The 20,531-nt window shown below is 50.0% G+C and carries 18 protein-coding genes; 12 read left to right on the top strand and 6 right to left on the bottom strand.

Annotation, left to right across the window (positions count from 1 at the left end; genetic code table 11):
* Window positions 1-183: 183 nt before the first annotated feature.
* Complete coding sequence (gene gltS / locus NCTC9997_RS05725) at window positions 184-1,341, bottom strand: sodium/glutamate symporter (protein WP_197665244.1); 1,158 nt, start codon at window positions 1,339-1,341, stop codon at window positions 184-186.
* 904 nt (window positions 1,342-2,245) lie between these two features.
* On the opposite strand from gltS, the gene purT reads away from it, so the two are divergent.
* The 3 genes from purT (at window position 2,246) to NCTC9997_RS05710 (ending at window position 5,908) form a co-directional block, all read left to right on the top strand.
* The gene (gene purT / locus NCTC9997_RS05720; protein ID WP_064977545.1) at window positions 2,246-3,421 is read left to right on the top strand and encodes a formate-dependent phosphoribosylglycinamide formyltransferase; all 1,176 of its coding nucleotides are present in this window, start codon (window positions 2,246-2,248) and stop codon (window positions 3,419-3,421) included.
* A gap of 158 nt (window positions 3,422-3,579) precedes the next feature.
* Window positions 3,580-4,110: a M48 metallopeptidase family protein gene (locus NCTC9997_RS05715; RefSeq protein ID WP_039046206.1), complete on the top strand. Its 531-nt coding sequence runs from the start codon at window positions 3,580-3,582 to the stop codon at window positions 4,108-4,110.
* Between the two features lie 52 nt (window positions 4,111-4,162).
* Entirely contained in the window at window positions 4,163-5,908 is a 1,746-nt protein-coding gene (locus tag NCTC9997_RS05710; protein ID WP_064977544.1) for a formate--tetrahydrofolate ligase, read from the top strand.
* A 122-nt stretch (window positions 5,909-6,030) separates the two neighbouring features.
* Here NCTC9997_RS05710 and NCTC9997_RS05705 read toward each other — a convergent pair whose 3' ends face one another.
* The 3 genes from NCTC9997_RS05705 to NCTC9997_RS05695 form a co-directional block, all read right to left on the bottom strand.
* On the bottom strand, window positions 6,031-6,768 hold the full coding sequence (locus NCTC9997_RS05705) for a phosphatase (RefSeq protein WP_106911002.1): 738 nt from the start codon (window positions 6,766-6,768) through the stop codon (window positions 6,031-6,033).
* Between the two features lie 171 nt (window positions 6,769-6,939).
* Window positions 6,940-7,152, bottom strand: coding sequence for a glycine zipper 2TM domain-containing protein (locus NCTC9997_RS05700; RefSeq protein ID WP_010861901.1), 213 nt, complete (start codon window positions 7,150-7,152; stop codon window positions 6,940-6,942).
* 102 nt (window positions 7,153-7,254) lie between these two features.
* Window positions 7,255-8,670, bottom strand: a complete 1,416-nt coding sequence (locus NCTC9997_RS05695) for an amidohydrolase (RefSeq protein ID WP_039046203.1) — start codon at window positions 8,668-8,670, stop codon at window positions 7,255-7,257.
* Between the two features lie 217 nt (window positions 8,671-8,887).
* Between NCTC9997_RS05695 and NCTC9997_RS05690 the strand changes: the two genes are divergently transcribed.
* From NCTC9997_RS05690 to gspS2, 9 genes are all read left to right on the top strand, one after another.
* Window positions 8,888-9,652: an alpha/beta fold hydrolase gene (locus tag NCTC9997_RS05690; protein ID WP_064977543.1), complete on the top strand. Its 765-nt coding sequence runs from the start codon at window positions 8,888-8,890 to the stop codon at window positions 9,650-9,652.
* Window positions 9,653-10,391: 739 nt separating this feature from the next.
* A complete protein-coding gene (gene mepS / locus NCTC9997_RS05685; RefSeq protein WP_036768515.1) occupies window positions 10,392-10,961 on the top strand; it encodes a bifunctional murein DD-endopeptidase/murein LD-carboxypeptidase in 570 nt (189 codons plus the stop codon).
* Between the two features lie 76 nt (window positions 10,962-11,037).
* Window positions 11,038-12,855, top strand: coding sequence for an extracellular solute-binding protein (locus NCTC9997_RS05680; protein WP_064977542.1), 1,818 nt, complete (start codon window positions 11,038-11,040; stop codon window positions 12,853-12,855).
* 20 nt (window positions 12,856-12,875) lie between these two features.
* Window positions 12,876-13,958, top strand: a complete 1,083-nt coding sequence (locus NCTC9997_RS05675; RefSeq protein WP_010861906.1) for a microcin C ABC transporter permease YejB — start codon at window positions 12,876-12,878, stop codon at window positions 13,956-13,958.
* Window positions 13,958-14,986, top strand: coding sequence for an ABC transporter permease (locus NCTC9997_RS05670; protein WP_047707656.1), 1,029 nt, complete (start codon window positions 13,958-13,960; stop codon window positions 14,984-14,986). The genes NCTC9997_RS05675 and NCTC9997_RS05670 overlap by 1 nt, the downstream gene beginning before the upstream one ends.
* Window positions 14,987-14,989: 3 nt before the next feature.
* Window positions 14,990-16,627, top strand: coding sequence for a microcin C ABC transporter ATP-binding protein YejF (gene yejF, locus NCTC9997_RS05665; RefSeq protein WP_413463047.1), 1,638 nt, complete (start codon window positions 14,990-14,992; stop codon window positions 16,625-16,627).
* Between the two features lie 1,335 nt (window positions 16,628-17,962).
* A complete protein-coding gene (locus tag NCTC9997_RS05660; protein ID WP_052242283.1) occupies window positions 17,963-18,298 on the top strand; it encodes an HdeA/HdeB family chaperone in 336 nt (111 codons plus the stop codon).
* Between the two features lie 344 nt (window positions 18,299-18,642).
* Window positions 18,643-18,942: a YciI family protein gene (locus NCTC9997_RS05655; protein ID WP_064977541.1), complete on the top strand. Its 300-nt coding sequence runs from the start codon at window positions 18,643-18,645 to the stop codon at window positions 18,940-18,942.
* A 61-nt stretch (window positions 18,943-19,003) separates the two neighbouring features.
* Window positions 19,004-19,396, top strand: a complete 393-nt coding sequence (gene gspS2 / locus NCTC9997_RS05650; protein ID WP_064977540.1) for a type II secretion system pilot lipoprotein GspS-beta — start codon at window positions 19,004-19,006, stop codon at window positions 19,394-19,396.
* Between the two features lie 99 nt (window positions 19,397-19,495).
* Here gspS2 and NCTC9997_RS05645 read toward each other — a convergent pair whose 3' ends face one another.
* Together NCTC9997_RS05645 and NCTC9997_RS05640 are read right to left on the bottom strand one after the other, a co-directional pair.
* On the bottom strand, window positions 19,496-19,705 hold the full coding sequence (locus NCTC9997_RS05645; protein ID WP_010861912.1) for a hypothetical protein: 210 nt from the start codon (window positions 19,703-19,705) through the stop codon (window positions 19,496-19,498).
* An 88-nt stretch (window positions 19,706-19,793) separates the two neighbouring features.
* Window positions 19,794-20,519 carry a TIGR01621 family pseudouridine synthase gene (locus NCTC9997_RS05640; RefSeq protein ID WP_064977539.1) on the bottom strand — a complete coding sequence of 242 codons (726 nt, stop codon included), beginning with the start codon at window positions 20,517-20,519 and terminating at the stop codon, window positions 19,794-19,796.
* Window positions 20,520-20,531: the final 12 nt, after the last annotated feature.

Genomic DNA, 20,531 nt, shown 5'->3' with positions numbered 1-20,531 from the left:
ACGCCAAGCGAAAACGCACCTGCAACCGATGCGCAGTAATTCGCGAGTGCAGTAACTCACGTCTCCGTGATATATTTAGCCTGCACTAGGCAATAAAAAAACGGATGCAATTTGCATCCGTTTTTTTATGTGTTATCTACCAAATCAATCAGATATCAACATAACCAAAAGAGATATCTATTTTTATTTAAAGAAATATATAAACAGGGTAATCAATGAGGCATTGGCAAAATCGATAAATAATGCCCCGACCAGCGGTAAGACAAAGAACGCTTTTTGCGACGGGCCGTTACTTTCAGTGAAGGCTTCCATATTTGCCATCGCATTCGGTGTACCGCCCATACCAAAACCACAGTGACCAGTCGCTAACACCACCGCATCATAATCACGGCCCATGCAGTTATAGGTCACGAAATAACTGTACAGTGCCATCAGTAAGGTTTGCGCCAGTAAAATCACCACCAGCGGTAATGCCAGTACACTGATATCCCACAAACGTAAACCCATTAACGCCATCGACAGGAACAGAGATAAAGAAATATTACCTATTGAGTCAATGACATAGGTATTAACTTTTTTCCCCATTTTATCCATTACGTTACGGGTAATCGCCGCCACAATCATCGGGCCGATATACACCGGCAGCACCAGCCCCAACACATTTAATACATCAGCCAAAATGGATCCGACGCCCATGACGATGATGACTTTTAAAATAGTGTCGAACGCTGAACGCTCATAAATATGATTACGGTCTTCTTTTAATTCGATATTTTCTTCAGTTTCATGCTGGTCGTCATAACGACTTTCCGCATGCTTGAGTAGCAACAATTTACTGACCGGTCCACCGATCACACAGCCAGAAATCAGACCAAACGTTGCAGCGGTGATCGCCACAGCGGTAGCCCCTTCGGCACCCGCAGACTCCAGCAATGGGCCAAACGCACCGGCTGTACCATGCCCGCCAGTCAACGCCACCGAGCCAGCAGCTACACCAATCAGTGGATTTAAGCCAAATGCCGAGGCCAAGCCCACCCCCAACAGGTTCTGCAACACGGCCAAGACCAGTGCTACCAGCAAGAAAAAGACAACCTGAATGCCGCCACGTTTGAGCATTTTCAAACTGGCCGAAAAACCGATAGTGGTAAAAAAGGCCACCATGAATAACTGGCGAATACTGTCGTCAAAGGTAAATACAAACAAATCAGTCATGTGCCCGAACAGTGTGATAAACGAAAAAATCACACCGCCAATCACAGGCGCAGGAATAAAATATTTACTAAACAGTGAGACACGCTTTTCAAAATAGCGTCCAACCAGCAAAACCAACACTGCTGTCATCAGTGTGGTTATCATCGATAACGAAATTACATGCATTCAGAAAAATCCTATTTTTTTATTTTCGTGATAGCCGAAATCCGGCTTAAAACCCTTTCCTTCTTAAAGTAAAAACCGTCGGTTTTATATCAATGCAGAGCGGGTACTCTGTTTAAGCGCTATGCTTCATGTTCAGGCTCTGAATAGCTGTAAAATGCGTTGATAACCTCAGCGCTGGCGGATAATTTACCGTGAGATGGAAAGCTCCGAGCGCAATGCCACTGCGTCTCACAAGCTATCGTCTATTGTGCATATCAGTCACAATCAATCCATGCTAAATCTGTTTCGCAAATTATATTGTGGTTATAATTTGCAACAAACAGTCATACTCATCTCTACCGGCTAATTGCCTTCATTTATCCGCTCACTTGCCGCATTACTACCGCATTATCTATTCTGTGACCATGTAGCTTTTTTCACTAAAAACAACCACATTCGCCGTCTCGCTCATTAACGATGAGCAAAACCCGTTTATTCACGCCCCAATAAAACCGCACATTCCTAAAATGCCGCCTTGAAATAACACGGATATTTTCTGGCTTGGCACTTTTTTCGAACTTTTATTGGGCCTTACCTGCACAGAATTTGCGCAATACAAGAGCATAGCCTTTTGTATTATAACATAAAGTTTACGAAACCTCTAATCAGGAACAAAAAGACCCTGAAGCACCTCGCAGATTTTCCCGCAAACCAGCGGCGATAAGCATGCTCACCGACTGACAGCAAACCGTAGGGAGCGATACCTCATCAGTGATTTTATTTTGCGCGATTGCAGTAACATCTTTGCCGCGCAAACGTTTTCCTTTTATAATCAGCCACGCTTTTCAGGACTGAATCTCTTTTTCTGCCATATAAGGGTTATTTCACCATGTTAGGAACTGCACTGCGTCCGTCGGCCACGAAAGTGATGTTGTTAGGTTGTGGGGAACTGGGCAAGGAAGTGGCAATTGAATGCCAGCGGCTCGGGATTGAAGTTATCGGCGTTGATCGTTATTCCGATGCTCCCGCAATGCAGGTGGCACACCGCAGCCATGTGATAGACATGCTCGACCCTGTAGCCCTCCACCAGCTGATCCGACAAGAAAAACCGGATTATGTGGTGCCCGAAATCGAAGCCATCGCCACCGACACATTGGTCGAACTGGAACAACAAGGGCAACAAGTCGTCCCCTGTGCGCAGGCAGTAAAACTCACCATGAATCGCGAAGGCATCCGCCGCCTTGCCGCTGAAACCCTCCAACTTCCCACCTCCCCTTACCGCTTTGCCAGCACCGAAGCTGAATTTCACCAAGCCGTTCTCGAAATTGGTTTCCCTTGCGTCACCAAGCCGGTGATGAGCTCATCCGGTAAAGGGCAAAGCGTGCTGCGTAGCGAAACCGATATCGCCACGGCGTGGCAGTATGCCCAAGAAGGTGGTCGAGCAGGTAAAGGCCGCGTGATTGTGGAAGGTTTTGTAGAGTTTGACTTTGAGATCACCTTACTCACGGTACAAGCGGTGGATGGGATTCACTTTTGTGCGCCAATTGGTCACCGCCAAGAAGAAGGCGACTATCGCGAGTCATGGCAGCCGCAGCAGATGAGTGAAACCGCTTTAGCTCGCGCTCAAGAAGTAGCGGCAACCGTTGTGCAGGCGCTGGGCGGTTACGGTTTGTTTGGCGTTGAGCTGTTTATCCGCGGTGATGAAGTGCTGTTTAGCGAAGTCTCCCCACGCCCACATGACACCGGTCTGGTCACGCTGGTTTCACAAAATCTGTCTGAATTTGCTCTGCATGTGCGCGCCTTCCTCGGCTTGCCTGTCGGCACCATCACCCAATACGGCGCTGCCGCCTCTGCGGTGATCTTGCCCACGCTGCACAGCCACGATCTGCGCTTTGGCGGCCTGTGCACAGCATTGAGCTATCCGCAGGTACAGCTGCGTCTGTTTGGTAAACCGGAAATCCGCGGACGTCGTCGTTTAGGGGTGGCGTTGTGTAATGCAAGTACTACCGAAGCAGCCATTCATACTGCAAAACAAGCAGCTGACAGCATTTGTGTGAACGCCTAATCGCCAAATCCGGCTGAAAAACGCGGTTGCGAGTTTCAGCCGGTCATGATTCAGGCTAGAATCAGGCGTCTTTGTCTTTATACCTTTTACCTTTATCTGTCATACCGCATCTGTCACGCCACGAATCGGTCGTGAAATGACAGTTTCGCACCAGAAGCATGACCAGCAACTTGAGTAGTATTGTGGCGGCCGAACTTAAATATCTCGCGGGTTATCCCGAAACACTGCAACAGCAAGTCCGTGATGCTATCCAGCATAATAAGCTGGGGGAATTATTGCGTCGTCGCTACCCTTCCCAGCACGCGATCAAAAGTGATAAAGCGCTGTATCAATATACGATGGAGCTGAAAAATCACTACCTGCGTACCGCCCAGCAACTCAGTCGTGTCAACTATGACAGTAAAATCAATGTGCTCAAACATGCGTTGGGTTTGCACACCAGTGTGTCGCGGGTTCAGGGCAATAAACTCAAAAATAAAGCTGAGATCCAGATTGCCGCGCTGTTTAAAGAAGCGCCCGCTGAGATGCTGCGCATGATTGTGGTACACGAGCTGGCTCACCTGCGTGAAAAAGAGCACAACAAAGCTTTTTATCAGCTTTGCCTGCACATGGAGCCGGCCTACCACCAGCTGGAGTTTGATACCCGTTTATATCTCACGCATCTGGATCTGTACGGAAAACTGTATTAGCGCCGGCCTCATGCCGCCCATCGCCTCTTTTACGGAATCACAGTAACACAGCATGAAAACAGACAGCCAAATCTGCCAGGAAGCGGCACTGCTTCCTGTTTCCGATGTTGCCCAAAAAGCCGGTTTTCTGCCGGACGAAGTCCTGACGCTGGGTGAACATAAAGCCAAAATCCGTTTGCAGACCTTGCAACGTACCGCCCAGCAGCCAGACGGTAAATTTGTGCTGGTGAGCGCCATTACCCCAACCCCACTGGGCGAAGGTAAAACCGTCACCACCATTGGTCTGGCGCAGGGATTAGCTGCGCTGGGCGAAAAAACCATCGCCTGCATCCGCCAACCGTCGATGGGGCCGGTATTTGGCGTCAAAGGTGGCGCTGCCGGCGGCGGTTACAGCCAAGTTACCCCCATGGACGAGCTCAACCTACACCTGACCGGTGATATCCATGCCATCACCGCCGCCCATAATCTGGCCGCTGCTGCACTGGATGCTCGTCTCTATCATGAAAGCCGTTTAGGTGCTGAGCACTTTACTGAGCGCACCGGTCTGCCACGATTGGATATCGACCCACAGCAGATCGTGTGGAACCGCGTGATGGATCATAACGATCGCGCCTTGCGTAAGATTCGTATCGGCATCAATCCGCCGGGTAGCCATGCCAATGGCATCGAGCGTGAGTCCGGCTTTGATATCACCGCGGCATCCGAACTAATGGCCATCTTGGCACTGGCGCAAGACTTACCGGATATGCGCCAACGTCTCGGCCGTCTGATCTTGGCTTATAACCATGCTGGTGAGCCGATTACCGCCGAAGCCTTAGGTGTCGCGGGCGCGATGGCGGCCATCATGAAAGACGCCATCAACCCGACTCTAATGCAAACGCTAGAAGGGGTTCCGGTGCTGATCCATGCCGGCCCATTTGCCAACATCGCGCACGGTAACTCCTCCATTATCGCCGACAAAATGGCACTCAAGCTGGCCGATTACACTGTCACCGAAGCCGGTTTTGGCTCTGATATGGGGCTGGAGAAAGCCTGTAATATCAAAGCGCAAGTGGCAAGGAAAGCGCCAGATTGCGTGGTGTTAGTCGCTACCTTACGTGGGCTGAAAGCCAACTCGGGGCGCTATAACCTCAAACCTGGGCAGGCCATTCCGCCATCCTTGTTTGCTGCCGATCAAGAAGCACTGGAAGCGGGCTTTGCCAACTTACAATGGCACATGAATAACGTGCAAAAGTATGGTTTGCCGGTCGTGGTCGCCGTCAACCGCTTCCCACAAGATACCGATGCGGAGTTGCAGTGGCTATGCCATCGCATCGAAGAGACCGGATGCCGCGTCGCGCTTAGCGATGCGTTCAGCCAAGGTGGACAAGGCGCGCTGGCGTTGGCGCAAGCGGTCATGCAAGCCTGCGGCGAGCAACCCGCGACCTTTACACCGCTCTATCAGCCTACAGCGCCGCTGCTCGACAAACTCAATGCCGTTGCACGCCGGGGGTATGGCGCGAAATGCGTTGAACTCTCACCACAAGCACAGGCGCAATTAGCCCATATCGAACAGCTCGGTCAGCAAGAGTTGTATGTCTGTTTGGCCAAAACGCCGCTCTCTATCAGTCACGATCCAGTGCTCAAAGGTGCGCCACAAGATTTCGTGCTACCTATCCGAGAGCTGAATCTGTGCGCTGGTGCTGGCTTTGTGTACGCGCTGTGCGGCAACGTGCTGACCATGCCGGGGCTGCCTGAGCATCCTGCCTACCTTGGCATCGATATTACCGCGGATGGTACCATTGTTGGTTTAGGCTGATTAGCGGATATCGCTAACCGGTCTAGCAACAACCGCAGATAAAAAAGAGCGCCCTTTCGAGGCGCTCTTTTTTTGTTTCTGTATCTTCTGTGTCGGTTTCTATTTCTATTCAGCCGAAATACTCACCAATCGGCAAATTCCGCAATCGGCGCTTTGCCATGACTTTCCAGAAAATCGAGTAATTTGCGCGGCGAGGTGTTCAACAGACGCTCGTGTGGGAAACCCGCCTCATTGATCAAGCGTAGCGAATGCTCAAAATCCCCCAGCGAGAAAGCGATGTGTGAGTCCGACCCCATCACCAACCACGCTCCGTGGCGTTTGGCCGCCGCAATAATCGCCGGACAGGTATGCTCACTGCCCGCCCGCGAAACCACAAACGAGGAGTTGTTCACTTCTAGCGCGACACCGCACTCGGCAGCAGCTTTCACCACCTCATCGACATGAATTGGAAATTTAGGATTGCCCGGATGGGTGATGATCTGCACTTTGCCACTGCGGATTGTGTTGATCAGGGCATCGGTATGCACATCAATATCTTGCGGGGTAAAAAAAGGATCGTGTAAACCGGCTTGGATCAGATCCAGCACTTCCCACATTTTCTCAGAGCAATCAATCTCGCCCTGGCGATTGCGAATATTGGCCTCAATGCCGCGTAAAATGCCCACGCCATCAACAATTCGTGGGATCACGCGTAAATTCATAAAATGCCAATGATGGGGAGAATCTGCCGTTTCGGGGCCGTGATCGGTAGTTGCAAACAACCGGATCCCTTTACGTTTTGCCTGCTCTATATAGTCATGGATGGTGCTATAAGCATGGGTACTGGCAATCGTATGGGTATGCGTGTCTACCGGAAACATCACGGACTCCTTCCTGCAACTTCATGTCATTGGGGCATATTTTCTGCTATACGCCGGACAAACTACCCTCACAGGGTACACTGCTCACCGGCAGAACCAAAGTTTTCTGCGCCCCAAAAACAAAAAATCCCCGTGCATTAGCACAGGGATTCTTGCAGCAAATCACAAGGATTAACGGGAGGATGCGTGACCTACCATGCCACCGACAACCGCGCCACCGACGGTGCCCAACGCACTGCCATCAGACAACACATGGCCTACAACAGCACCGGCTGCCGCGCCAATGGTGGTATCACGTTCACGTTTGGTCATATGGCCATTTGCGCAGCCCGCAACCAGCATCACGGCAGACAGTGCCAGTACTGGTAATGTGATTTTTTTCATTATTCACCTCATAAACGATGCAGCAAACAGGGAAAGCGCCGCAGTCGCTTTCCCTAAAACGCGCCTACTGTATGAGATATTTTGCCTATTGAGAAGATGTCGCTATTTGACGACTTCCCCGCTCGCAATCACGGCTTCGCGCACCTTGTCAGAAAACGCCAACGCTTCTTTACGAATCGCCTCTTCATCCACAGTCAGCAGTTTGCGATCTTGCATCAGAATGTTGCCATCCACGATGGTGTGGCGAACGTTGGCGCCGTATGCTCCGTAAACCAGCGCCGCAAATGGATTATACATTGGCACCATGTTTGGCGCTTTGGTATCAACCACAATCACGTCAGCCAACTTGCCGGTTTCCAACGAACCCAGCTTGTCTTCCATGTGCAGCGCTTTGGCTGAACCCATGGTTGCCATTTCAACCACCGTCAGTGGAGGCATCGCCGCGCGGTTTTTGGTCGCCAGTTTATGCACTTTCGCCACCTGACCTAATTCATCCATGGTGGTGATAGTGTTACCTGACATCGGGCCATCTGTTCCCAGACCTACACGAATGCCTTTTTCCAGCATCGTCGTCACCGGCGCAACACCTTTAGCGGACTTGATGTTAGCACTCATGTTGTGCGCCACGCCCACGTCATACTGCTTGAGCAGATCCATGTCCTTGTCGTTCACTTCAATGGCGTGAGCAGCCAGCACTTTGTTGTTCAGCGCGCCAATGTCCGCCATGTACTGCACTGGGCTCTTACCGCCAGTGCGTTTTGCAATCTCTTCCACTTCACGGTCGGTTTCAGCCAAGTGGATCATCACCGGCACATCCAGCTCCTGTGACAATTTAGCAATCTGCTGTAAATGCTCGGTCGTGTTGGTATACGGCGCGTGTGGCGCAAAAGCCGGTGTAATACGTGGGTGATCTTTATATTCGTTGATAAAGTTCACCGCGTACTGAATGCCTTCGTCCGCATTTTTAGCATCCGCAACCGGGAATTTAATCACTGATTCACCCAGCACGGCACGCATACCGATTTTATCCACGGTTTTTGCTACTTCATCTTCGAAGTAGTACATATCGGCATAGGTGGTCACACCGCCTTTGACCATTTCTACGTTGGCCAGATTCGCGCCGACACGCACCATGTCACGGGACACCATCTTGTTTTCCAGAGGGAAGATATAGCGGTGCAAACGATCCGGCACATCATCTGCCAGCGAGCGGAACACGGTCATCGACGCATGCGTGTGGGTATTGATAAGACCGGGCATCACAATGTCACCGTCCACATCCAGCACTTTATCTGCCTTATATTGCTTAGCCAGCTCTGGGCCACCAACGGCAATGATCTTGTTGCCTTTAACCACAACAGTGCCTTGCTCAAAGACCTGATTTTGCGGGTTCATGGTCAGAACCGTACCATCAGTGATCATCAGATCCGCTTGCTGAGCGGCATAACCAGAAAAAGAGACTGCGGCAATCGTCAGTGCAAGCACAGACTTGGAGAATGACGACTTAGAGAACGGCATAGTTACCTCAAACGGCTGGGCAGAAAGTGGCAATATGATACTGACCACGCAAACACAGGCAAACGTTTACGCAACCAGTTTTAAGATGCGTGATCTGTTTCACGACTAGCAAATAAAACAATACGCACTAGGCTTTATATATCCCCTGTTGTCGGTCTTTCCCTGTTTAGGTCTATTCTGAGGGAATGCCCCTTTTTTGGATGTTGGAGCCATCGCCATGCATGCACTGTGTTACGGTCACACCAAACCCACACTTTTGTTCCTGCACGGCCTTGGAACCAACTCTACAGACTGGCAACCGCAACTCAGTGCGTTTTCCCCTTATTATCGTGTCCTCGCGCCGGATTTACCCGGACATGGGCAATCCGAGCCACTGACATCACACCGCGGTATTCCGGAAATGACCCGTGCCCTGTCGCGCTGGTTACTGACACAAAATTGCGGGCCGGTGATTGTGATAGGTTTGTCACTCGGTGCATTGGTGGGATTGGAGTTATTGCTCAAACATCCACATCAAGTGCTGCATGCCATTTTGATCAACGGCACGACCGATCTGCGCTTAACGGATCAGGATGTCAGCCGATTTTTCACCCAACGCATCTGGTTTGTTCGCTTATTTGGCGTGGAGAATATGGCTAAAGCGGCCGCTCCCTTGCTGTTTCCGGATCCGCAATTGCATGCGGTACGTGAACGCTTTATCCAGCAGCTCAGCCTAAACTCGAAAGCCCAATATCTGCGCCTACTGTACAGCCTACAAAATTGGCAAGCCTCCGCTGAGTTGATGCAACGAAACTGCGTTCCCGTCGATATCGTCAGCAGTGAGCTCGATTATCTCAGTGAAGCGCGTCGTCGTCGTTTATTTGCTCCACTAAGTTATTCGCGTTTTCATACTTTGCCCGGCCTTCATCATGCCGCCCCCGCAGAATCACCAGAGCGCTGCAATCAACTGCTGCAGCATTTGCTATACCAAGCGCTACGCTAACCACAATCGTTAACGAGGTGAACGACAGGCCGAGGTTTGGGTTGTACTCATACTTATATTGCATATTTTGATGGTGCGTATATTGTTCCGCCCCATCACTTCCGGCCTAACCTCCACTTCGAACCTAACGCATCAAGCCTAATGCGCCGCATCTCAATAGAGGGATAAATACAACACACCTCTTTCTTGTTATTTTCTGACGCTGAACCACGTAAAACCCCCTGTTTGCCTGCGTTGAGACGACATTTTCTCGCCCGGATAGCAACGTAATCACGCCCTTGCCTCCCCCGCAAAGATGCTTTTTTATGCACAATTGTGAATAGCTTATTTTTAATTTTTTATAACCAATAAATTTTTATTCCACGCAGCAAAATGCTGACACCCCGTAGCTCAGTAACAAGCTGAAAAACATCGGCTATTTCGTTAACAGAAAACAAAACATAATGACAACAACACGTCCCTTTTGTGGTCAATGAATAGCCAAGCACAACAAATTGCATAAACAAAGCTCGAAATAGACCGAAAAGTTCGGTAACCTTACGCCCGCTGCGCAGACCAGTTCATGCATTTCTTGCTGAATAAAAATCACGCTGACGCGCTGCCAGCAGGGTATAAATGTGTTCCAGTGCACGTTTCAGCAAACTTTAGTTTGCCCTAAGAGTGGGCAATTCGTAGTCTGGCATGCGTTTGACTGATTAATTACAACACTCAATGGAATGAACAAAAGGAAAAGTTACCAATGACAGAGGCTCCATCGACCTTTAAAAAGGTCCTAAGAACACTGCCAATGGCAACCCTGATGCTTCTACTTTCGGCTTGTACCACTACCACGGCACATAAGGGTACTGACAAGAACGCCGGCACCCAGTTGTCTCAGGTGCAACAAGCATCTCAGGCTGAGTTCGAAGAATTAGTCCGTAATGCCAACGTAAAAACCAAAATTTTGGATCAATACTCAGAATGGCGTGGCGTTCGTTATCGTTTAGGCGGTAACAGCAAGAAAGGCATTGATTGCTCAGCCTTCGTTCAACGCACGTTCTTAGAACAATTCGGTATTGAGCTGCCTCGCTCCACCAGCGGCCAGCAAACCACCGGCACCGCCATCAACAAGAAGCAACTGGAACCGGGCGATTTAGTTTTATTCCGTGCCGGCTCGACAGGGCGTCATGTTGGTATCTATATTGGTAACAACAAGTTCGTACATGCTTCCACCAGTTCAGGTGTGATGATTTCCAGCATGAACGATGGTTATTGGAAAAACCGTTACCGTCAGGCACGCCGTGTGATTTCCGTTAACGAAGCGACTTAATATTTCGTTCGCTCTTTTCGTTATAAAATCTTAGTGCACCCGTGCATGACAAGAAGCCTAACGAAAGGAGTGACCAATGGGTCTTCGGCAGGTCTGTGTGGCAGTCTTAATGACTGCCGCGCCATTATTTACGGCACACGCGCAAATCAACGAAGGCTATGCCTTCGCTGCCATCGGCTCTCCTAAATACGCCGCAGAATTTAGCTATTTCGATTACGTCAATCCAGCCGCACCTAAAGGCGGCAATGTCACGTTGCACGCTATCGGCACCTTCGATAATTTCAATGCGTATGCCCAACGCGGTGTCCCTGCCAGCGATAGCTCAACGCTTTATGACACCCTCTTCACCTCGTCAGCCGACGAAATCCAAAGTTATTATCCACTGATTGCGGAATTCGCCCGTTATCCCGATGATTTCAGCTGGATGGAAGTGCGCATCAATCCCAATGCCCGTTTTCAAGATGGCAAACCAATTCGCGCAGACGATGTGGTGTTCTCGTTTAACAAATTCATGCAACAAGGCGTTCCACAATTTAAGACCTACTACCAAAACGTAAAAACGGTGGAAGCTCTAACACCGCTTACGGTTCGTTTCGAGCTTAAGTCTCCCGATCGCGCCTTGCTGCTTAGCCTAATTGGCGGCCTGCAAATATTGCCCAAGCACTTCTGGGAAAATCGTAATTTAGCCGAACCGCTCATGACGCCGCCCGTCGGCAGTGGCCCGTATAAAATTACCGACTATGCCATGGGGCAATATGTGGTCTATCAGCGAGTTGCCGATTATTGGGCCGCTAACCTGCCTGTCAACCGTGGACGCTATAACTTCGATACTATCCGCTATGACTATTACCGTGACGATACCGTCGCGCTGGAAGCGTTTAAAGCGGGTGAATACGACTTTCGGCAGGAGTACGTCGCCAAATACTGGGCAACACTCTATACCGGCCCCAATTTCACCAAAGGCTACATCATTCGCGAAAATATCCCGCACAGCATCCCCCAAGGGATGCAAGCCTTGGTGTTCAACACGCAAAATCCCTTGTTCAAAGACCGTAATGTCCGTGAAGCGCTCAATCTGGCCTTCGATTTTGAATGGTTGAACAAGACCATGTTTTATAACCAGTACACCCGGACGCGCAGCTTCTTCCAAAATACGCCTTATGAAGCCAAAGGATTGCCTTCCGAGCAAGAGCTGATGGTCTTAATGCCCTTCCGCCAGCAGGTTCCAGAAGAAGTCTTTACCGATGAATACCAGCCCTCGAAAACCGATGGCTCCGGCAATAATCGCCCTAACCTGCGTAAAGCCATGGAATTGCTTGAACAAGCTGGTTGGGAGATCCGCGATCGCAAGCTGGTCAATAAAGAAACCGGACAGCCGTTTATCTTTGAACTGCTGACATACAGCAGCAGTAATGAGCGCATTGCGGCGCCGCTAAAACAAAACTTAGCGCGTCTTGGGATCACCATGAACATTCGTGTCGTGGATACCTCACAGTACATCAATCGCCTGCGTAAACGGGATTTCGACATTATTGCCAGCGGCTATGCCGCTGCGCCATTCCCAAGCCCTGATTTGAAGCTAGCCTGGCACTCTAAGTTTTTAGACTCCACCTATAACTTAGCCGGCGTGACCGATCATGTGATTGATACTCTGACAGAAGAGATTGACCGCGCACAAAGCGATCCGGAGAAACTGCTGGCGCTCGGTAAAGTGCTCGATCGCGTGCTGCAATGGAATATGTTCGTGATCCCGCAGTGGCACCTGAGCAATTTTCGCGTCGCGTACTGGAACAAATTCGGTAAACCGGCAGTTCGCCCAGCTTACGGGCTCGGTTTTGACACTTGGTGGGTGGACATTAATAAAGCCGCCAAACTGCCCAAGGCTCGGCAATAACGCGTTATAAGGAATCACCTATGGCGGCATACTTACTACGGCGACTGCTGTTAATCATCCCCACGTTGTGGGCGATCATTACCGTCAATTTCTTTATCGTGCAGGTCGCCCCTGGTGGGCCGGTGGACCAAGCGATTGCCGCCATTGAGCTGCAACAAGATGCCGATGTGCTCGGGCGCTTTAATGGTAAAGCCGGCGCAGAAGTACAGGTGAGTAAAACCGATACCAGCTATCGCGGCTCGCGGGGCTTAGATCCAGAAGTGATTGCCGAAATTAAAACCCGCTTTGGTTTCGATAAACCACTGCATGAACGCTATTTCACCATGTTGTGGGATTACTTGCGTTTTGACTTTGGCAACAGTCTGTTCAAAGGTGGTTCTGTGATCAGCTTGATCGTGGATCGCATGCCGGTTTCTATCTCGATCGGTTTATGGAGCACCCTGATCATTTACCTGATCTCAATCCCCCTTGGGATCCGCAAAGCGGTATACCACGGTAGCCGTTTTGATATCTGGACCAGTAGCTTAGTCATCATCGGCAATGCTATTCCTGGCTTTTTGTTTGCCATCTTATTAATCGTGTTATTTGCTGGCGGCAGTTACTTTGATTGGTTTCCCTTGCGCGGTCTGGTGTCCCCCGATTTTGCTAGCCTCCCTTGGTACGGCAAAATTGCAGATTATTTCTGGCACTTAGTGCTACCCATTACCGCCACTGTCATCGGCGGTTTTGCCACCCTCACCATGCTGACTAAAAACTCGTTTCTCGATGAGATCCGCAAACAGTATGTGGTGACAGCGCGCGCCAAAGGGCTGACCGAATCCAAAGTGCTGTACAAGCACGTCTTTCGTAATGCCATGTTGCTGATTATCGCCGGCTTTCCAGCGGCCTTTATCAGCATGTTCTTCACGGGCTCCATGCTGATAGAAGTGATGTTCTCGCTGGAAGGTCTTGGGCTGCTCGGCTTTGAAGCGACCATGCAACGCGACTATCCGGTCATGTTCGGTACCTTGTATATCTTTACTCTGCTGGGATTATTGCTGGGGATCTTAAGCGATATCACCTACACCTTGGTCGATCCCCGTATTGATTTTGAGGCGCGCTGATGAAGCTGTTTACTCACCCTATCGCCAGACAGCGCTGGTTACGCTTTAAAGCCAATAAGCGCGGCTTTTGGTCACTGTGGCTCTTTATGTGCTTGTTTATTCTGAGCCTTGGTGCCGAACTGATCGCCAATGACAAACCGCTGTTAGTCTATTATCAAGGGCACCTCTATAGTCCGGTGTTGTTTAACTACACGGAAACCACGTTCGGTGGCGATTTTGAAACCGAAGCCGACTACCGTGACCGCTACATCGCCGATAAAATCGATCAGTACGGCTGGATGCTGTGGCCGCCCATTCGCTTTAGCTACAACACCATCAACTATAACCTCGATGGACCTGCCCCCTCACCGCCATCCTCCGTTAATTGGCTTGGCACTGACGACAAAGGGCGAGATGTGCTAGCGCGCATTATTTATGGCTTTCGGATCTCAGTGTTGTTCGGGATTGCCCTGACCTTTTTCTCTAGCCTGATAGGTATTGCGGCGGGTGCGCTACAAGGCTATTACGGCGGCTATATTGATTTGCTCGGCCAACGGTTTATCGAAGTATGGTCCGGCATGCCAACGCTATTTTTGCTGATTATTCTTTCCAGTATTGTTGAGCCGAATTTCTGGTGGCTGCTTGGGATCACCGTGCTATTCGGGTGGATGAGTCTGGTGGGCGTGATCCGTGCTGAGTTTTTACGTGCCCGTAATTTTGACTACATTCGGTCAGCACATGCTATGGGGATCCCTGACCGGCTCATCATGTGGCGTCACATTTTGCCGAATGCCATGGTCGCTACCCTCACCTTTTTGCCGTTTATTTTAAGTAGCTCCGTCACCACACTGACCTCGCTGGATTTTCTCGGCTTTGGTCTGCCTCTGGGTGAACCATCACTCGGTGAATTGTTGGCGCAAGGTAAAGCCAACTTACAAGCGCCGTGGCTTGGCATCTCCTCTTTCGTGGTGCTCTCGGTGCTGCTTTCGTTGCTGGTCTTTATCGGTGAAGGCCTGCGTGATGCTTACGATCCGCATAAGGCGTATTGAATTATGGCGCAGCAAACCGCAAACCATCCGAATGAGTCTTCACACATGAGCGATAACGCGCCGTTGATTGATATTCGCCACCTCAGCGTAGCGGTTCATCAAGGTGAACGCGCTACCACGCTGGTCAAAGACCTCTCGCTGCAAATCATGCCCGGTGAAACGCTGGCACTGGTTGGTGAAAGTGGCTCAGGTAAATCGGTATCTGCCTTGTCGATTTTGGGCTTACACCCTGACACCATCCGCTACCCACACGGCGAGATCGTGTATCGCGGCGAAAACCTGCTAACCGCGTCCGCCAATCACCTCCGAGGGCTACGCGGCAACCGGATTAGCATGATCTTCCAAGAACCAATGGTATCGCTTAACCCGCTACACACGGTCGTCCGTCAGTTAAGTGAGTCGTTGATTATCCATCAGGCGCTGAGCAGCGCCGCTGCACGGCAGCGGGTATTGGAATGGCTAGAGAGAGTGGGTCTGCGTAATCCACACACCAAGCTTGATGTATTCCCCCACCAGCTGTCTGGTGGCGAACGCCAGCGGGTGATGATCGCCATGGCTCTGCTAAATGCTCCCGACCTTTTGATTGCCGACGAGCCGACCACGGCATTGGATGTCTCGGTACAAGCCCAGATCCTCACTTTGCTACAGCAGTTGCAACGCGAAATGAACATGGCCATGCTGTTCATCACGCATGATTTAGGCATTGTGCGCCGTCTAGCGGATCGCGTAGCCGTGATGCGCCAAGGTGAGCTGGTGGAGACCGCGCCCACCCAACAGTTATTCAGCCAGCCGCAGCATCCTTACACTCAAAAATTGCTCGACAGCGAGCCTAAAGGCGAGCCGGTGCCAGCACCAACGCCGGCGCAAACGTTACTCAACGTGGAAGCCTTACGGGTTTGGTTCCCGATTAAGCGCGGGTTACTCAAACGCACGGTTGACCATGTTAAAGCGGTGGATGATGTCAGTTTCAGCGTCAATCGGGGCGAAAGCCTTGGCTTGGTCGGCGAAAGTGGCTCGGGCAAAAGTACCTGCGGATTGGCATTGCTACGCCTGTTACCATCACAAGGGGAAATCCGTTTTGATGAGGCTGATCTCAATCGCCTAAACCGCAAGCAAATGCTGCCCTATCGCTCACGCATTCAGGTAATTTTCCAAGATCCGTTCTCATCACTCAGCCCACGCATGCCTGTCGGTGACATCATTGCGGAAGGGTTGCGTTTGCACGCGCGTTTATCGGCGCAAGAAAGCGAGCAACAGGTGATCAGCATCATGCAAGAGGTTGGGTTAGACCCAGAAAGCCGCCACCGCTACGCTTTTGAGTTCTCCGGTGGCCAGCGCCAACGGATTGCCATTGCCCGTGCCTTGATCCTGCGCCCTGAGCTGCTGATCTTGGATGAACCCACTTCATCACTGGATCGTACGGTACAAGCGCAAATCTTGTCGCTACTCAAGCAGTTGCAAGCTCGTCACGGCTTGGCTTATCTCTTTATCAGTCACGATCTGCATGTCGTACGTGCACTGTGCCACCAAGTGATGGTGTTGAAAGATGGCAAGATTGTAGAAGCCGGGCCAACTGAATCACTGTTCCGCCAACCTCAGCATCCGTATACCCAAATGCTGCTCAATGCGGCACGTTATTAAGCGCGAGACAGCTATTATCAGCGCGGGCTGACAACCGTAGCTCACCGACTATTGATTACACGCTCACGGAATCTCGTGGGCGTTTTTTTGCCTCAACATCATTCACCCCAATAAAGGTAAGGGCTCCCTACAACGGCAGTCTTTTTACGAAGATGAAAATAACAATACACTGCATAAAGAGAATTTAATCAGCATACCAGACTACCGATTAATACTATCTCATGATATTTACACATGATGGGTTAACGCTTACGTTAACGGAATGTAAATTTCCGTTGACTGCCACGTCATGCTCAACTAGTTTTATATGTGTGTTGGGTCACCGCTTGATGCAGCCCGTCTGCATCGTTTTATGATATTCGCGTGTCATTGCAAATGATATTCAGGGGGAGTCATCCCCCCTTTTCTTTTATCTGTGTTTTTTATTGTTCTTCACTTATTGCGCTTTTCTTATTGATTTTTTCTTATTAAGATCGCCTTCATTACACCTCTTTTTCTACCGCAAGTGCCCCGCAGGTTTCATAACAATTTCTTCTTTTAATATCATCGGCAGTATAGGATCGACCACTCACCAACGCGGTCTTATTCCTTAACTTTCTCGTTCTACCAGTTGCACTATAAAAAGCAGCATATTCAGTCTGCCATTCATCTCGGATACAGCGAAAAAGCACGCTTTTTTACCGTGAATTTGTGCTCTACCCCATTCAAAAGATTGTGCCACCGGAGTACACTGCTCTCATGTTAATACTGGGTTAACTGACAACCTCATTTTACTGATAAATCAGACTATAAGCCGAGGCATTTATGAGTCCACTTCCTGCCTGCCACCGAAGCCGTCCTAGCTCTTCCCGCGTACGTCATGGTTTTGTTCGTCCGCCACAGCATTCCGATAAAAATCGTCAGTCAGGTACGGAAAACGCCGCAACTACCGCACCTCAATCAACTGACGAGAAATCAAAGTAATTCGTGGTCGCGTAATAAAGACGCAAAGTCGCTCCAGAAATTGGCAATCATAATCAGTGCTTGTGAAACCGTTTACGACTCGGGAGTCGGTTAACGGTTTCACGCGCTCAGTTTTATAGCTCATTAATTTTACGACATTTTTTGCATATCATTCTTATAACTAAACCTCGCGTCATAGCCGTCCAAATCGATAAGTATTGCCACCAACGCCAATCCCTCACACTCTGACATTTTTATACACAAAGAATACAGTTTGTTAGCGTTTACAGCGTTGCGGCTATACTTCCTTAGGGATTACTGTTAGAGCAGTCAGATGACATGAGATAAAGTCATCCATTCTTATTAAGTCCACTGCGTACACGAGGTACGAAAATGAACAAGAAAACTCTGCTTGGTGTAACTTTCGCTGCATTATGTTTCTCCGGTGCCAGCTTTGCCGCTACCGCGCCAGCAACCACCACGCCAGCACCACAAGATATGACCTGTAAGGATTTCCTGCTGCTGAACCCGAAAGCACAGACTCCAATGGCATTCTGGGTAGCGAACTACGACACCGATTACAAACACGGTGACTATGTTGATGCACAAGTAGTGGGTTCTATCACACCAATGATCATCCAAGAGTGTCAAAAGCACCCTGAGCAAACTGTGGGTAGCATGAAAGCCAAAATCCACGAACAAGCTAAAGCGGTTGCTACTCAGAAATAATCCTCTGATATGTGCAGAATGCTTACAGACGGTGCATCGCGCCGTCTGTTTGTTTTTATTGTCAGTCAATACCTCTCGGTAAATTATCTTTAAACCTACACCGGCTTTTCCTTGCCTTCTTAATACGTTGCTAATACTCAGCAGCTAATGCATTAAATCCAACCATCACTCGAAAAAATGCTATCTCCGAGGCAAGCTGAGCCTCTCAACATTGTATTTCTTGCATATCATGCGAATATGGAAACGCTGATGTGTTGTTCTCGACGCGAAAGCAGCGAGCATAAAGAGTGAAATCTACGCTTCGCGATTAGAAAGGCTTAACGACAAAAAAGGAATTACGCGCTATGTTGTATGTCATTTTTGCTGAAGATCACCCAAATAGTCTGGCGGCACGTTTACACGCTCGCCCAGCACACTTAGCGCGTTTGCAAGCGCTGGCGGCACAACAGCGCCTGATTATTGCTGGCCCCAACCCAGCCATCGATAGTGTCGATCCAGGCGACGCTGGATTTACCGGCTCGACAGTCATCGCCGAATTCTCCTCACTGGAAGAGGCCAAACAATGGGCGGAAGCTGACCCTTATGTGGCTGCGGGAGTCTATCGTCAGGTAACCGTAAAACCCTTTCGCCGCGTTTTACCCTAACGGAACACATCACACGAAAGCACGGGTACGGATACAAGAATAAGAAAAGGATGATGCAAGGATGAAGTTAGTCACCGCACTGGCGGCGCTGGGGATCGTATTAAGCCTAACCGGTTGCGCGATGAACCAAAGTGATTCGCAAGCCGAACAGCTGGCTGAGCAGCAGGTTAATCGCCTACGTAATTATCTGCCAATGCAAGGCAATGGCTATACCTTGGTCATGGCCAGTAAATTGTCGTCAGAGATCAAACTGGTTTTTGTGCAGGATAATCAAAATAATAACGGACCACAGCAAACACCGGCTGCGTTTCTCGACGCCTACCGCACACGTATGTGTGCTGACAGTGCTATCCGGCTAATACTCAACCAAGGCGTCACCTACCAAATCAGTGTCAATACGCTACAGCAACAAACACCGGCCCAGTTGCGCTTGAGCAAAGAGAGCTGCCAATAAGCACGCAATTGGGTTTACTTACCGCCTTTTACTAGCACGCCGCCAACATTAAGATCGGCGGCGTGAATCAATAAGCAACCACAGAGAAATAAGACTGCGTCAGTTCAGGAAGCGCCCGCACTGATGATAGCGCGGTAACCCACGCTGTATCACGTAATACACCAGTGACGCATGGTACTGCAGATGACTTTCACGACGTAAACGATAGATATGTCGGTAACGGCGCGCATGGATATCATTTTTGCGCTGGTGCAAACGCACCCGGCGTAGCAAGCGCCAGCGGACGGTTGCAGTTCGAGATTTTCGCATTATAAGATACTACCTGATTAATAACGCTGTTATTGCGCCAGTGCCGATCATCAGACGACCGGCCAGAAACTGGCGTTATCCCGTCGTGTTACTCTGACTCATCATCAGTGGCGGCGGGAACCCGCACAGCCGGCCAAGGAAGCGTCCATGGCTCTGCCCATTGTGCCAGCTGTTGTAATACACCACTCAGTGCAAAACATTGTCCCGCTTCGGGCAATGCACTGACCTGATATTCCATCCCCTGATAGGTAAAACGCAATTGCCAAGCATGCAAGTAACCGCGATCGGCTAACTCACCTTGCCCATATTCCGCGCTACCGTATAGAGGGTCTCCTAAAATCGCCGCACCTTCACTCTTTAGTGCTACCCGAATCTGATGCGTTTTACCGGTCGCTGGACGCAGAAGAAATAAACGCAAGCCTGCGCCAGTACCTGCACTGAAATATTGGGTAACCGCAGGATTTTGTTGCGAGGCCAGTAATTTCCATGTTCCACGGCGCGAGCGCGCCATATCGCCACAGATTTTTCCCTGCTTACGACGCGGTTGCTTATCTGAAAGCGCGATGTAAAATTTTTCAACATTTCGTTGTGCAAAAAGACCGGATAATTCAGCCGCTGCCTTGGCATTCAGTGCTAAGATAAGAAGACCTGATGTCATTTTATCCAAACGATGCACCAACCAAACTTGGGAAACCCCCAGTTGCTCAGCCACTTGAGCGGTTAAACCGTGCAGGTTGTCATCACGGTGCACACTGATCCCGGCAGGCTTATTAATAACCACAAAATCCGGATGCTGAAAAACGATAGGAAACATGAATACCTCACA

Origin of the sequence: Plesiomonas shigelloides (assembly GCF_900087055.1) — a bacterium.
Lineage (GTDB): Bacteria > Pseudomonadota > Gammaproteobacteria > Enterobacterales > CAMTGL01 > Plesiomonas > Plesiomonas shigelloides.
This window is presented reverse-complemented; position numbering and strand designations above follow the sequence as displayed.